This is a genomic window from Porcibacter vitabionis (assembly GCF_046263795.1).
Taxonomy (GTDB): Bacteria; Bacillota; Clostridia; order Lachnospirales; family Lachnospiraceae; genus Lachnocurva.
This window is the reverse complement of sequence record NZ_JBJYZD010000001.1, coordinates 281,722-295,410: the sequence shown is the minus strand read 5'-3', so window position 1 is coordinate 295,410 and position 13,689 is coordinate 281,722. Positions and strand designations below refer to the sequence as shown.

At 47.3% G+C, this 13,689-nt stretch carries 15 protein-coding genes; 13 read left to right on the top strand and 2 right to left on the bottom strand.

Translation table 11 applies throughout. From position 1 onward, the window contains the following. Positions 1–4: 4 nt before the first annotated feature. The 13 genes from ACKX2L_RS01370 to ACKX2L_RS01310 all read left to right on the top strand — a co-directional run bounded on the left by ACKX2L_RS01370 (position 5) and on the right by ACKX2L_RS01310 (position 12,716). Positions 5–268 (top strand): flagellar biosynthetic protein FliQ, encoded by a 264-nt coding sequence (locus ACKX2L_RS01370; protein ID WP_497550834.1) that lies wholly within the window; start codon positions 5–7, stop codon positions 266–268. Between the two features lie 3 nt (positions 269–271). After that, positions 272–1,042 carry a flagellar biosynthetic protein FliR gene (locus ACKX2L_RS01365; protein WP_497550833.1) on the top strand — a complete coding sequence of 257 codons (771 nt, stop codon included), beginning with the start codon at positions 272–274 and terminating at the stop codon, positions 1,040–1,042. A gap of 67 nt (positions 1,043–1,109) precedes the next feature. Further along, positions 1,110–2,171 (top strand): flagellar biosynthesis protein FlhB, encoded by a 1,062-nt coding sequence (gene flhB / locus ACKX2L_RS01360; RefSeq protein ID WP_497550832.1) that lies wholly within the window; start codon positions 1,110–1,112, stop codon positions 2,169–2,171. 57 nt (positions 2,172–2,228) lie between these two features. Continuing rightward, positions 2,229–4,388: a flagellar biosynthesis protein FlhA gene (flhA, locus tag ACKX2L_RS01355; protein ID WP_497550831.1), complete on the top strand. Its 2,160-nt coding sequence runs from the start codon at positions 2,229–2,231 to the stop codon at positions 4,386–4,388. Continuing rightward, positions 4,381–5,211 carry a sigma-70 family RNA polymerase sigma factor gene (locus ACKX2L_RS01350; protein ID WP_497550830.1) on the top strand — a complete coding sequence of 277 codons (831 nt, stop codon included), beginning with the start codon at positions 4,381–4,383 and terminating at the stop codon, positions 5,209–5,211. Before flhA ends, ACKX2L_RS01350 begins: the two co-directional genes overlap by 8 nt. A gap of 13 nt (positions 5,212–5,224) precedes the next feature. After that, on the top strand, positions 5,225–5,980 hold the full coding sequence (locus tag ACKX2L_RS01345; RefSeq protein ID WP_497550829.1) for a flagellar hook-basal body protein: 756 nt from the start codon (positions 5,225–5,227) through the stop codon (positions 5,978–5,980). A gap of 15 nt (positions 5,981–5,995) precedes the next feature. Then, a complete protein-coding gene (locus ACKX2L_RS01340; protein ID WP_497550828.1) occupies positions 5,996–6,739 on the top strand; it encodes a flagellar hook-basal body protein in 744 nt (247 codons plus the stop codon). After that, positions 6,739–7,275 carry a chemotaxis protein CheD gene (locus ACKX2L_RS01335; RefSeq protein WP_497550827.1) on the top strand — a complete coding sequence of 179 codons (537 nt, stop codon included), beginning with the start codon at positions 6,739–6,741 and terminating at the stop codon, positions 7,273–7,275. The genes ACKX2L_RS01340 and ACKX2L_RS01335 overlap by 1 nt, the downstream gene beginning before the upstream one ends. A 132-nt stretch (positions 7,276–7,407) precedes the next feature. Next, entirely contained in the window at positions 7,408–8,343 is a 936-nt protein-coding gene (locus ACKX2L_RS01330) for a chemotaxis protein (protein ID WP_497550826.1), read from the top strand. A 71-nt stretch (positions 8,344–8,414) separates the two neighbouring features. Beyond that, positions 8,415–9,113 carry a late competence development ComFB family protein gene (locus ACKX2L_RS01325; RefSeq protein ID WP_497550825.1) on the top strand — a complete coding sequence of 233 codons (699 nt, stop codon included), beginning with the start codon at positions 8,415–8,417 and terminating at the stop codon, positions 9,111–9,113. Positions 9,114–9,290: 177 nt separating this feature from the next. Continuing rightward, complete coding sequence (gene fliD / locus ACKX2L_RS01320; RefSeq protein WP_497552513.1) at positions 9,291–11,804, top strand: flagellar filament capping protein FliD; 2,514 nt, start codon at positions 9,291–9,293, stop codon at positions 11,802–11,804. A gap of 16 nt (positions 11,805–11,820) precedes the next feature. Beyond that, the gene (locus ACKX2L_RS01315; RefSeq protein ID WP_497552512.1) at positions 11,821–12,225 is read left to right on the top strand and encodes a flagellar export chaperone FliS; all 405 of its coding nucleotides are present in this window, start codon (positions 11,821–11,823) and stop codon (positions 12,223–12,225) included. A 14-nt stretch (positions 12,226–12,239) separates the two neighbouring features. Beyond that, positions 12,240–12,716, top strand: coding sequence for a hypothetical protein (locus ACKX2L_RS01310; protein WP_497552511.1), 477 nt, complete (start codon positions 12,240–12,242; stop codon positions 12,714–12,716). A gap of 183 nt (positions 12,717–12,899) precedes the next feature. Here the strand turns inward: ACKX2L_RS01310 and csrA are convergent, their stop codons facing one another. Together csrA and fliW are read right to left on the bottom strand one after the other, a co-directional pair. Beyond that, positions 12,900–13,202, bottom strand: a complete 303-nt coding sequence (csrA, locus tag ACKX2L_RS01305; RefSeq protein ID WP_497552510.1) for a carbon storage regulator CsrA — start codon at positions 13,200–13,202, stop codon at positions 12,900–12,902. Then, positions 13,174–13,659 carry a flagellar assembly protein FliW gene (gene fliW, locus ACKX2L_RS01300; RefSeq protein ID WP_497552509.1) on the bottom strand — a complete coding sequence of 162 codons (486 nt, stop codon included), beginning with the start codon at positions 13,657–13,659 and terminating at the stop codon, positions 13,174–13,176. Before fliW ends, csrA begins: the two co-directional genes overlap by 29 nt. Positions 13,660–13,689 lie beyond the last annotated feature (30 nt).

Below are 13,689 nucleotides of genomic sequence, written 5' to 3'. Positions count from 1 at the left end.
CTTCATGAGTAATGCACAGGTTCTTGACGTCATGCGGCAGACCTTCTTTCTGGCCCTTCGAATCGCCCTGCCTTTCCTCCTGGTCAGTATGGTGATCGGCATTATCGTGGCGATCTTCCAGGCGGTTACACAGATCAATGAGCAGACGGTCATGTTTGTTCTAAAGCTGGTCGGGATCGTCGCAATGATTTTTATCCTGGGATCTACGATCTTAGTCACCTTGCAGGATTTCTTCAAAAGTATCCTGTCGATGATTGCCGGAGGCTAGCTTATGGATCCGCAGTATATTGTGACCTATCTGGCCCTGATCCTGGCGCGGATGTCCGGAGCCATCGCTTTTAATCCGATCTACGGCAGGTCGGACTTTCCGCCGCTGGCAAGAGGCGGCCTGACGCTGGCTCTGTCCTTTATGGTCTATATTTGGACCGGCGGACAAATGACTGTGAATCCTCCGACAGAGGTCCTGGCCTTTTCCATAGCTATTGTCCGTGAGCTTTTCATCGGCTTTGTGCTTGGATTCGGCGTAGAACTTGCCATGCTTGTCGTGCGGTTCGGTACGGCGGTCATGGACTATACCATGGGTCTCTCCATGGCTCAGGTCTATGATCCCTCTTCCAATGCACAGATGAGCGTATCCAGCGGAATCTATCTCATGTTCATGTTATTGATCTTTATGGTAAATGACGGACATGTAGAATTCTTAAAGATCGTCTTTCAGACCGTGGAGGATATACCCTTTGGACATGTAGTGATATCAAGTGATCTGCCACAGTTTGTTTTGAAGTATTTTACGGCCTGTTTTGCCCTCGGTCTGCAATTCGCCATGCCGGTCATCGTTGTGGAATTCCTGACTGAGGTCGGGATCGGTATTCTTATGCGTATTGTGCCGCAGATCAATATCTTCGCTGTCAGTTTTCAGATGAAGATCGCAGTCGGACTCGTGATGCTTATGGTTCTTTTTAATCCCATGTCCGGCTTTTTGACCAATATCTGGAAGGACATGTTCACGCATCTATATCAATCTATCGGATATTTCTCTTAAGTCATAAGAGATTCTTCCGTAAGATGAAAGGTTTTGATAAACAAGCACCAGGGAAAGGAGGAAAGCCATGCCAGACCGTGACGGTAAGACCGAGCAGCCCACCCAAAAAAGACTGGATGATGCCAAAAAAGAAGGTAATATCGCTAAGAGCCGGGACATCGGTACTGTGGCTATCCTCCTTGCCGGCGCTTTTCTTCTGAAAATACAGAGGTCAAATATAGACCAGAACCTGCGTGTCTTCCTGAATTATATTCTTCAGATGATCGGAAATAACACTCCCCTGTCCGGTCAGGTGGCCAAAGAGTTCATTAAGGTGGCAGCAGCGGCGACTTTGCCTCTTCTTCTGATCCTTTCTGCCGTTTCCGTTGCAGCAGATGGTGTCCAGACGAGATTTGCGGTAACGCCGAAACTCATGCAGCCCAAGTTCGAAAGGATCAATCCGGCCAAAGGATTTCAAAGACTTTTCTCTCTTCGAAATCTCTTTGAAATGCTGAAGAATCTTTTAAAGATCACGATTCTGATTTTTCTGGTCTATTCCACGATCAAAGGGGATATCCTGCCGGCGGTCAGACTCCAGCATGTGACACCGGATTCTGCCTTGATTGCCCTGTTTGATATGATATTCAACCTGGTGGTGAAAGTCAGCCTGGCCTTCGGTGTCATCGCGGTTGTAGATTTTGCCTTTCAGAAATGGCAGCATAAGAGAGATCTCATGATGACCAAGCAGGAAGTCAAAGATGAGTTAAAGCAGGAAGAAGGAAATCCGGAGACCAAGAGCCGGATTAAGAGAAAGCAGAGAGAGATCTCCCAGCGCCGTATGATGCAGAAAGTGCCGGAAGCTGATGTGATCATAAGAAACCCGACTCATGTTGCTGTCGCTTTGAAATACGATCCCGATCGTTATGAAGCGCCTGTTGTCCTGGCAAAAGGATTAGATTCCATGGCACTTCGAATCGTAAAAGTCGGAGAAGAAAACGGGGTCCCCTGGATCGAAAACAAGACCCTGGCCCGGGCCCTTTACAGTGCCTGTGACCTGGACCAGGAGATCCCGCCTGAATACTTCGGAGCCGTTGCCGAGATCCTGGTTTTGATCTACCGGAAAGAAGGCAGAGAGGATATCCTGAAGTAAGAGTTGTAAGAATCATAGTTCCATAATAATAGTAAGAGCGGTAAGAGAAGTCGTAACATGCCTAAGTTCGTCAAACAAGTATTACAGAATTCCATGACAGTGATGGTCCTGGTCATTATTCTGATGATGATCATCCCGATCCCTGCCGGCATCATTGATGTCTTTATTCTTTTGAATATGGCACTTTCCATGATGATCCTTGTGATTACCATGTCTATTCACGAACCCCTGGAATTCTCAATCTTCCCGACTCTGCTTTTGATGACGACGCTTCTGACGCTTGGAATCAATGTTTCCACGACCAGAAACATTCTTTCCAACGGAGGAAATTCCGGGAATGTCATCAAGGCCATGGGTGACTTCGTTCTGCAAGGCAATGTCGTTGTCGGTATCGTCATTTATATTATTATCGTCCTCATGAATTTCATCGTCATCAATAAGGGCGCCGAGCGAGTCGCCGAAGTAGCTGCCCGCTTCAATCTGGACGCCATGCCCGGAAAACAGATGGCCATCGACTCCGATATGGGAGCCGGTCTGATCGATGATGTCGAGGCCTCCAGAAGACGGTTGAAGGTGCAGAGAGAGTCCGATTTCTACGGCTCTATGGATGGTGCAACGAAAATTGTCAAAGGAAATGCCACCATGTCCATCATTACCACTATGATCAATCTGATCGGCGGTATCATTATCGGTATGGTGCAGGGCGGCGGAGACTTGCAGACCGTTGCCCAGACCTATTCCATCGCAACCATCGGTGACGGCCTGGTCGGACAGATCCCTTCGATCCTGGTTTCGACTTCGACCGGTATGATCGTCACAAGAGCAGTTGCAGAAGGCTCCTTGAATGAGGATATCTCGAGAGAATTCCTGGCCCAGCCCAGAGCCTTCACCATTGCCGGTGCAGTCATGCTTATCCTGGTTGTCATCCCGGGTATGCCCATTCCTTATCTTCTTCTAGTAGGCGGCGGACTTCTGGCAGCAGGCTTTTTCCTGGAGAAGAAGATGAAGGAACAGCCGGATTTTGCCAAAACAAAAGAAGTCTTCGGAGACGGAGGCAGCGGGAGAAGATCCGCAGCACCTACGCCGGCAGAGGAAACGAAGGCCGCAGCCGAGGCGCCCGAACCCGTTCAGGAAGCAGACTATTACAAAGATGTCAATAATGTTTATAAGCTTCTTCAAGTGGAACCCTGTGAGCTGGATTTCGGTTATAGTCTGATCCCTTTGGCAGACGAATCTGTGGGAGGCAGGCTGATCAGCCGGATTGTGATCTTCCGACGGCAATATGCTCAGGATATGGGTTTTGTCGTGCCATCCATTCGTCTTCGGGATTCTTCCAGTTTGGGAACCAATGAATATTGCATTCGGATCAAAGGCGAGGAAGTTGCCCGTGGTGAGATCCTGATTGATTATTTTCTCGCTTTGGAATCCGATCAGGTCAGCCATAAGGTGGACGGTATCGACACCATTGAGCCGGCCTATGGCATCCCCAGTAAATGGATCCGGCCGGAAAACAGGGAGAAAGCAGAGCTTTACGGCTATACCGTCATCGATCCTTTGTCTGTTATGATCAACCATTTGTCTGAAGTCATCCGTCAGCATGCCTTTGAACTCATCACCAGACAGGAAGTGGTTCGTCTGATTGACAACTTGAAACAGACGGCACCGGAACTGGTGGAAGAAACGGTCGGACCGGTTCTGACTTACAGTATGATTCAGAGAGTCCTGGTCCAGCTCTTAAAAGAAGGTGTTGCCATCCGGGATATGGAGACGATCCTGGAGACCATGGCCGGAGCTATTGTAGACAAGGGCATAAGCCCCAAGGACATCGACGGTATTGTAGAACAGGTTCGTATGGCGTTGAAACGGACCATCACCCGTATGTATACCGAAGATGGCAACATGAGAGTCATTACCTTGGATGCGGATCTGGAGCGGGCTATGGTGGATTCTCTCTCAAAGGGAGAAAACGGCTTTTATCTGGCTCTGTCGCCTGAGATTCTGCAGAGCGTGATCCGCCAGGTACAAAGCGGAGTCAAGAAGTTTTCCGAATTGGATCAGCCGCCTGTGATCCTGACCTCACAGGTGATGCGAACCCATTTTTATCATTTGATTGCCCAGTTTTTCCCGAACGTTCGGGTGCTTTCCTTTAACGAAGTGGCAAGCAATGTTCAGATACAGTCGATCGGTAGCCTGAAACTGGAAGATGGAAATGACTGAATCGTTTTCTGATTGTAAAATGCAGACCATTTCCGGTGAATGGGAGAAAGTTATGTCTATGGATGAGTTGAAAGAAAAGACCAATGAGGAGCTGTTCGATCTTTATCGAAAAGAAAATGATGAAGGGATCAAACAGATTCTTCGTCAGGAGCTGACCCTCCGTTATCTCTTTATTGTAAAAGCCATCGCCTATCAGATGCGGGATCTCTATATCAGCTTTACACAACCGGAAGATATTATTAACGAGGGTGTTTTGGAGATCATGAAGGGAATCGACCGTTATGATCCGGCTCGCGATAATAAATTTGATACCTTTATTTCTCAACGGATCCGGGGCATGGTGATCGATCTTATGAGGAAAAATGACTGGATGCCAAGGAATTTTCACAGAGACCGGAAGAATCTGGAGGAGATTCAGACAAAGCTTACGGAGAAACTGGGGCGGGCACCGACCGATGAAGAAGTGGCAGCAGAAGCGGATATCGATATAAAAAAGTTACGAAAGATCCGAAGCATGTCAACCATGGTGAATGTTCTTTCTCTGGATATGACCTACGATGATACGGATGAGGCAGTTTTGCAGGTCCCGACAGAAGATGAAGGGGTCCTTCCCGAGGCCAGTCTCATGAATAAAGAGACGACCCGCCAGCTTGCCTCCTGTATTGACCGCCTGGCAGAGAAAGAAAAGATGATAATTTCACTCTATTATGTCGATAATCTCAATATGAGCCAGATTGCCGATGTGATGGAAATCAGTCAGCCGCGTGTCTCACAGCTTCATGCCCAGGCAATACGAAAGCTTCAGAAACTGATGAGAGAGTGAGAAGGAGAGAAGGATGTACCAGGGATTTTATGAACTGACCAGCGGAATGCTGACCCAGCAGAGAAATCTGAATACGATCAGTAATAATCTTGCCAATATTGAAACAGCCGGATATAAGAAGGATACCCAGGTCAACAGTACTTTTGACGAAGAAATGCTGATCCGGACCGGCCGATACAATAAAAAGAATCCCAAGGAGCTTGGAGTCCAGACGCCAATCGTCAAGGCGGATGAAACCCTTACGGATTTTTCCCAGGGAGTTCTGCACGAGACCGGACAGAAGTATGATTTCGCGATTGAGGGAGAGGGCTTCTTCAATATTCAGACCAATGAAGGAATTCGCTATACCAGGAATGGTTCCTTTTCTCTGAATGAGAATGGCGATCTCATGCTGGATGGACTGGGCCTGGTTCTCGGACAGGATGGAAATCCGATCCATTTGGACAATGAAGATGTCACTATGGATTCTTATGGCCGAATCATTTATCAGGCGGACGGCAGAATCGCCGGACAGATCCGCTTGACCGGTCTTGATACGAATCAGCTGGTCAAGGAAGACAGCGGCCTCTATCGGTCAGATGATGCAGGAAGAGATCTGACAGGACAGACCAGGCTGATCAATGGAAGCCTGGAACGCTCCAATGCGGATATGGTAAAGGAGATGACTTCTATGATGTCTTCTCAGAGAGCACTGCAAAGTGCAGCACAGATGCTTCGTATGTATGATTCTGTGCTCAGCAAGGCCTCCAATGATGTAGGCCAGATCTAATAAAGGAGAGAAACAATGGATATGTCATTCTGGACCGGTGCAGTCGGCGCCGGCACCATGCAGAAAAATCTGGATGTGGTTTCCAACAACCTTGCAAATATCAATACCAATGGATATAAGGCAAAGGATGCTTCTTTCCAGGAGTTGGTAAAATACAATCTCCATGCACCCGAAGAGGAAGAAAGTAATCTTCGCACCGGATCCGGTGCCCGTCTCGTGTCCACGCATACGGACTTTCGGACGGCTGCTTTTACAGATACCGGAAGAAACCTGGACTTCGCAATCAACGGCGATAATCGTTTCTTCGGCCTGGAAGATCCTGCGACAGGTCGCCTTACATTTACCAGAGACGGTCACTTCCATGCCGGCCAGATGGAGGAGGGGCAATTCTTCCTTATGAATGAGTCCAATCAGCTGGTTCTTGACAGGAATGGTCAGCGGATTCCTATGGAGACCAATGCAGAAGGCCAGGCGGATCTGGCAGAGGGAAGCGAAGTTGGAGTCTTTCGTCTTGCTTTTCCCTCCCGTCTTCTTTCCGTAGGAGACAATGCCTTTGCCATCCAGGATGGCGATAATGAGAATACGGTAAGTCCTGATCCGGATAGCAAGCTTACCCGCGGTGCGCTGGAAGTCAGCGGAACAGATCTGGCACAGGAAATGACGAAGGTAATCGAAACCGAGAGAGCCATGCAGATGAATCTTCGCATGGTAACCACGTCGGATGAGGTCATGCAGACCATCAACCAGTTAAGAGGCTGATGGGAAGGGGAGGACTTTCCATCAATACTTTGATGGATTCTGGTAACAAGATGAGAAAACAATACCTGGTCCGGATATCGGATATGAAAATGGCCCAAGGCGATGTCGATATAACAACCTATGCACTTGGGTCCTGTGTGGGGATCAGTTTCTATGATCCCTGCCGTAAAATGGGAGCTCTGCTCCATATTCTGCTTCCAGAACAGCCTGCCGGGCGGGATCCGAATGACATGAAATATGCGGATTCGGGGATCCGAACGACCTGGGCGATCCTGGAAAAACATGGTTTTACAAGAGAAAATACCGTTGTGAAGATCGCCGGCGGAGCCCGAATGTTCCCGGTCAACGAGAAGGAAGGCGGACTGGGCGATATCGGAAGAAAAAATATCGCAAAAGTGCGTGAAATTCTTGCCGAGAAAGGTCTCTTAATTCAGGGAGAAGATGTCGGAGGCGAGGCGGCCAGGACAATGACTCTGGATGTCGGGAGCGGCAAGGTAGTGATCCGGCCGGCCGGCGGCAAGGAGATCGTCCTTTAGAAGCCTTGCAGTATGCAGACGATATCATCATGGATTAAAATATAGACCTATGCGTAGTAAACCGATCGCTGAAGGAACAGCGAAGTTTTTAGATAAATCAGAAGTGATTTTGGAATGGAAAAGGAGTTCAAGATGACAGCAAAGAAAAAAGAAGGGATTCTCCTGGAAACAGGTACCAATGAAATCGAGATCATGAAATTCTCCGTCCGAAACGAGTCCTATGGCATCAATGTCGCCAAAGTCAAGGAGATTATGATGGCAAGCCATGTAAAGCCCATGCCGCATTCTCATCCGGCTGTGGAAGGTTTCTTTAAACCGCGGGGACATCTGATCACAGTCATTAATCTGGCTGCCTATCTGACCGGAGAGCCCATTGAATTGAAGGAGAATGCCAGAGATCTCTTTATTGTTACCAATTTTAACAAGATGATGGTCGCATTCCGTGTGGACTCCATTGCCGGCATCAGCCGTTTGTCCTGGAGGGACATCAGTAAGCCGGACCGGACATTGGCCAATGACGGAGAAAGCGTTGCGACCGGTATTGCTCAGGCCGGGAATGAATTGGTGACGATTCTGGATTTCGAGAAGATTGTAGCGGAAATTGCTCCGGAAACCAGCATACAGATCTCAGAGATCGATGATTTAGGGCCTCGTCAGAATAATACTTATCCGATTTATATTGCCGAGGATTCCGTTCTCTTACAGAAGATGGTAAAGGCGGCCATGGAGAAGGCCGGATATACCAATATTACCGTTTTCGACAATGGACAGGAATGCTGGGATGCCCTTTCTGCCATTCGCGATGATTCCAATCTCTACGATGAGGTCTCTCTTGTCATCACGGACCTGGAAATGCCCATGATGGATGGTCACCGTCTGACCAAACTGATCAAGGATGATGAGAGGCTTCAGAAGATCCCGGTCGTCATTTTCTCCTCCCTGATCAGCGAAGAGATGTATCGGAAGGGAAAGGAAGTCGGAGCAGACGATCAGCTGAGTAAGCCGGAGATCGGACATCTGGTTCAGGTCGTAGACGGGCTTCTGGCACGTTACAAGAAGCAGAAGTAATTCGGACTATGTAACTGAACTAAGGCTATTATTGATCTTCATATCGTTTCATTGTTTAGGAGTTTTGATCTATGTCAGATAAGAGAGAGGATAAGAGCAGCGAAGCTGTCCGAAATGCCCTTCTGGAGGATCTCTTCAGTCAGGAACAACTGCTGGCGGAGAGAGAAAAGTTATTTAACCAGAGTCCCGCGGATGCCTTCCAGTCTCTGGAAAGTCTTCTCAGTGGTGATAAAACAGAAACAGACAAAGATTCTTCCATGGATCTTACTGCGAATCGAAGCGCAGGAGATTCAAAAAAGGATCTGGAAAAAAATCCGGAAACACGTCCCCATCATGCCGATTTCAGCCGCATGAACCGGACCAAGGTGACGATTGTAAATGAGAGTCGGGAGAATGCCCGGATCTCTGCAGATATCCGGAAGGGTCTGGAAGATAATCTGAAAAAAAGTGTCTTCGGGTCGGTTTCTGAAGCTGGCAGTAATCTGGATGGCTATCATATTGTCAATGTGACGGCTGTCCTCCTTCAACATGCCAATATTAAAAAGACCATGGAAGAAATGGGCATGTGTACCTGCGAACGCTGTCAGGCGGATGTTCTGGCTTTGACCTTGTCTTCTTTGAAACCCAAATACTGTGTCATGCAGAAAAATTCCGAACCACCCCGTATCAGCTATTACGGCGCCCGGTTTGGAAATGATATCAGGGCTGCCATCCTTCGAGCCTGTAAAGAGGTGGCTGCCAATCCACATCATGAAAGGAGCGAGGATTAAGGCCCCGCTCCTTTTTGTTTCGTCTTCTTTCTTGGATTTGCCTTATTTTATCGGCAAAATTCGCCGATATAGTAACAGAATCAAAGTAAATGAATCTAAATGAAAATGAATGGACGGGGACGATCGATTCCTAAGATCGTTTCCTTATCGATAGAGTAATACAAAGGAGGCTAAGGAATGCAGGTTTCTTCCACTAGTTCAACAAGTTCATCATCCGCACTAGGTGATACCAGTATTTCCGGTTTCGGCGGTCTGGTTTCCGGTTTGGATCGTGATTCTCTGATCAAGCAAATGGTCAGCGGCACGCAGACGAAGATCGATAAACAGAATCAGGCTATTACCAAGGAAGAGTGGACCAGGGATTCCCTCCGGTCGATCACGGACTCTGTTCTGGATCTGGAAGATAACTATCTTATGTATTCTTCCACAGATTCTCTGAAGGATTCGAGCCTGTATGCGAGATCGAAGATCACAACGATGGGAAATTCCGATTCCGCAGCTCTTGTTTCGGCTTCGGGAACATCGAGTATGGTCGATAATATCCGGATTCTCGGCGTATCTCAGCTTGCAACGAGTGCGACGACCATTTCCGGAAGTAAGGGAACGACAGAAGCAGTACAGACCAATGCTCTTCTCGATGAGAAGGGAAAATTGATTCAAACTTCCGTGTCCAATCTTCGCGGCAAGACCCTGACTTTTGGTCAATACAATGGTTCTTCGAAAAAGTTCGTAGAAAGCGGAAGCATTACTTTCCCAACGAGTTATACCGATGCACAGGGAAAGACAGTAACCATCGATTATACCCAGTCGGATAAGGCAGAACTGGTAAAACAATTGAATGAAGCCCTGGCTTCTTCCGGCGGCATGTCCTTGAAGAACAATGGTAAGATCCGGTTTGCTCTTTCAGACGATGGGAGGATCTCTATTGATACCGAAGCTTTTAAGACTTCGGACAATGATTATCAGATCAAGGCCGACAGGGATGTCCTGGAAGCACTCGGCATGACATCAGATCAGATCCAGACCCTGACGGAAGATCAGAAGACCAAGGGATTAAGCCTTGCGGACTTTAACAGTCTGATGAAAAACAGTACAAAGACTTTTGCTGAGGCTTCGGTCAAAGAATCTTCGATCCTGGATCAGATGGCTGGAAAGGGACTTTCGATTAGCTACGGCGGTGACAGTACCCGTATCACCCTTCCGGATGAAAAGGAGTGGGAAGCAAAGCTTCCTTCCGATGTGACAAGCACTACAGCAAGCGATCAGCAGAAGATCCAGGCCTTTGCACAAGCTTTACAGAGTAAGGTGGACAAGGCTTTCGGTGAAAATAAGGTCGTAGTCTCTTTTGATGCAGCAACAAAGACCTTAGCCTTTTCCAGCAAGGATACCGCTTCCAGCGTCACCTTGAATATTGAGGATGCAGAGCTTCGGAAGAATATAGGTCTGAGTGAGAATGCTTCCAATCATCTCTCTCTCAATACTGATCTCTATACCAATCTGGATCGTCTGGGATTTGATAAGACGAAGATCACATCAAGGGAAGATTTCGATGCCCTTCTGAAGGACTTTACGATCAATGGTACGAAAATTAACGGACTGGATTCCAATACGACCGTAAATGAGCTTCTGTCTAAGATCAATAGCTCGGAAGCCGGCGTCAGAGCGACCTATATGCAGCAGTCCAACCAGTTTGTCCTGGTTTCCAAACAGAGCGGAAGCGGACGTACCATTCAGCTGAGTGGCGGTGCGGATACTATTTTCAAAGGGAATGGGGCTGTTGAAAAGGATGGTCAGAATGCTAAGCTTGTCTACGACTATGGCAATGGCGTCAGTCAGAATCTGTCTTCATCCTCCAATCGTTTCTCAATTGACGGTCTGACCGTTTCTGTCAGCGGGACCTTCGGCTATAAGTTAAATGACGATGGCAGTCAGACCGGCCAGTTGGATTCCTCCAAGGCTGTCAGTTTCTCTGCCAAGGCCAATGCGGATACTGCAGTGGAAAAGGTGAAGAAATTCATCGATGCCTATAATAAGATTGTTTCGACAACCCAGAAGGAGCTTACCACACGTCCGGAATCCGGCTACAGTCCTCTGACAGATGCCCAGAAGGATGAAATGTCGGAAAAGCAGATCGAAAAGTGGGAAGAAAAAGCCAAGACAGGTCTTCTGTATAATAATACGACACTTTCTGATTTTAACGATGCTCTGCAGACGGTATTCACCAAGGCTATGAATTCCGGCATTTCCTATCAGGATATGTCAAAGATCGGTATCAGCATGTCGGATGATTATTCCGATGGCGGCAAGATCGTCTTCGATGAAACGAAATTCCGGTCCGCATTAGAGACTGATCCGGATCTTGTTTCCAAGGTCATGAGCGGTGATGGCCAAAAATCCGGTCTGGTCCAGGTGATTGAAGACACCCTGACACCTTTTGCAACCCGCTATTCCTCAAAAAACGGGAATTCCTACGGTAGACTGGTGGAAGAGGCCGGATCCAGCCGTTTGAGCCGATCTCTGGTCAATAACAGTTCTTATACCAGGATCAAGCAGATGCAGCAGGCAGTTACATCCTTAAAAGATCAGCTGTCCACAGAGAAGGATCGTTATAAGAGCCAGTTCGATTCTCTTGAGACTTTGATTTCCAAGATGAATGCCCAGCAGTCTTATATTTCAGGACTGTCAGGCTGATAAAAAGGAGAAAAAAATGAATCCATATCAGAAGTATAAGAACCAAAGCATTGAATCCATGAGTCAGCTGGAACTTCTTCTGACCCTTTATGATGAAGCGATCAAGGATCTGAAACGAATGGACCTGGCACTGGAGGATAAGGACTATGAAGGTTTTGAGTCCCATATGGACTACTTCACCCGCATTATCCGTTATCTGGTCCGCACTCTGGATCTGTCTCAGCCGGTAGCGGCGGATCTAAACCGTCTCTATCAGTACATCCTCTATGACTGTGGGCGGATCTCTGCCAGTCGTGAGAGACGTAGGGACGAGATCCCGGCCCTGATCGAGATCATAAGTGACTTACGAGACGGATTCAAGCAGGCCGGCACAAAGACGAATGTAGAGCGTATCGCAGAAGAGAAGCGTGTAATCGTTTAGGATGGGCCATCCCTATGGAAAATTCTGATTTAAATCTGGAAAAACTGGCGATCCTTCTGAAAAGGAGACAGAATATCCTAAGAGAGATTATTTCCCTTACGGATGAGATCTCGGAAGAATTGAACCGTCAGGATATCATTTCGGCAAATCTGCTTCTGGATATGCGCCAGGATAAGCTGAATCTCCTCGGTGAAAACCGGGAAGAGATGGATCTCCTCGGAGAAGTGTCCGAGGAGGCAGGAAGGGTCTATCGGGAGCTGATGGGGCCGCTTAATGAGACAAAGGAAGCCTTTCATCCGGATCAGATGGCTCCTTCGTCAGCCAGTGAGACCCTTGCCTCAGATTCTTTTTTCATCACCGCGGATGAGGAGAAAAGCAGATCGGATTATATTCCAATGATTCTGGAGGAACGTCAGGCCATCAGCCGAATGATAGAGGATCTGAAGAAGAAACAGGACCATTTGGATCTTCGGACCCGAAAAGGCTGGTAGGTAAAAAACTTAAAAATAAGTTAAAACAAGATTCCGAATAAGGTTTCAATAGAAAAACGGAAGTAGAAAAAAAGACGTGCAAGGATTTTTCCTTGCACGTCTTTTTATGAACAGAGCTTTTATGAACAGAGCTTTTTAAAACCACAGCTGACCATAACCTCTGGTAAAAACACAAGTCAGCTTTTATTCAGGTTTTTGATCCTTTGTTTTCGCATCAGATTGCTGCTCCGATGGGGTCTTCTTAAGAGGGACGGCCTTCATTTTACCGAGAAGGGCGGACTGGAGATCTGCAATCTTATGGTAGGCAGGTGCAATGGAATCCTTATTTTCCTGCTCAGCTCGGGACAGCTCTTCCCGAAGGATCGATATATTCTTCGGTGCATCGATTGCAAGGCGTACACCATCATTTGCGCATTCTACAACAGTGATTCGGATATTGTCACCAATCAGAATGCTCTCATTTTTTTTCCTTCGTAATATCAGCATGTTCAGCCTCTTTGTTCAGAATGGAAAAACTGCTGAGCTTCTGCTTAAAGTCATATGCGGAATTATTTAAAATGACCTGCATGCCGACCCGGCTGTCCGGATTTACAACAATAGGACATTTCAGATTCACAGTATTTTCCATAAAATTGTCCTTGAGTACACAGATGACATAGAAGGTCAGCATACTTTCCGAATCTGCTCCCAGGTATTCTAATTCTTCCGGAGTGAGCACCGGCTGATAGTCCGGATCCAGAGCAAAGGGATTGATTACAACAAATCCGATATGACTGTCTTCCACAGACTGAAGAACCAGAAGGGTATTGTCCTCTTCATCATTCAGGCAGAGAGGAAGATAATCATGCAGTTCCGGGAAACCAAAGAGACCATCCGGAAGATGAATGCAATATTCCTTCTCGTATTCTAATGTACCGTATTCTTTTGTTTCTAAGGTTAGCATATTCGCTCCTTTTTATCAATCGTGCCAGTC

Excerpts from the sequence above, each read along its gene's own strand:
- ACKX2L_RS01370 (WP_497550834.1), top strand. The coding sequence starts at position 5 with ATGAGTAATGCACAGGTTCTTGACGTCATGCGGCAGACCTTCTTTCTG.
- ACKX2L_RS01365 (WP_497550833.1), top strand. The coding sequence starts at position 272 with ATGGATCCGCAGTATATTGTGACCTATCTGGCCCTGATCCTGGCGCGG.
- flhB (WP_497550832.1), top strand. The coding sequence starts at position 1,110 with ATGCCAGACCGTGACGGTAAGACCGAGCAGCCCACCCAAAAAAGACTG.
- flhA (WP_497550831.1), top strand. The coding sequence starts at position 2,229 with ATGCCTAAGTTCGTCAAACAAGTATTACAGAATTCCATGACAGTGATG.
- ACKX2L_RS01350 (WP_497550830.1), top strand. The coding sequence starts at position 4,381 with ATGACTGAATCGTTTTCTGATTGTAAAATGCAGACCATTTCCGGTGAA.
- ACKX2L_RS01345 (WP_497550829.1), top strand. The coding sequence starts at position 5,225 with ATGTACCAGGGATTTTATGAACTGACCAGCGGAATGCTGACCCAGCAG.
- ACKX2L_RS01340 (WP_497550828.1), top strand. The coding sequence starts at position 5,996 with ATGGATATGTCATTCTGGACCGGTGCAGTCGGCGCCGGCACCATGCAG.
- ACKX2L_RS01335 (WP_497550827.1), top strand. The coding sequence starts at position 6,739 with ATGGGAAGGGGAGGACTTTCCATCAATACTTTGATGGATTCTGGTAAC.
- ACKX2L_RS01330 (WP_497550826.1), top strand. The coding sequence starts at position 7,408 with ATGACAGCAAAGAAAAAAGAAGGGATTCTCCTGGAAACAGGTACCAAT.
- ACKX2L_RS01325 (WP_497550825.1), top strand. The coding sequence starts at position 8,415 with ATGTCAGATAAGAGAGAGGATAAGAGCAGCGAAGCTGTCCGAAATGCC.
- fliD (WP_497552513.1), top strand. The coding sequence starts at position 9,291 with ATGCAGGTTTCTTCCACTAGTTCAACAAGTTCATCATCCGCACTAGGT.
- ACKX2L_RS01315 (WP_497552512.1), top strand. The coding sequence starts at position 11,821 with ATGAATCCATATCAGAAGTATAAGAACCAAAGCATTGAATCCATGAGT.
- ACKX2L_RS01310 (WP_497552511.1), top strand. The coding sequence starts at position 12,240 with ATGGAAAATTCTGATTTAAATCTGGAAAAACTGGCGATCCTTCTGAAA.
- csrA (WP_497552510.1), bottom strand. The coding sequence starts at position 13,202 with ATGCTGATATTACGAAGGAAAAAAAATGAGAGCATTCTGATTGGTGAC.
- fliW (WP_497552509.1), bottom strand. The coding sequence starts at position 13,659 with ATGCTAACCTTAGAAACAAAAGAATACGGTACATTAGAATACGAGAAG.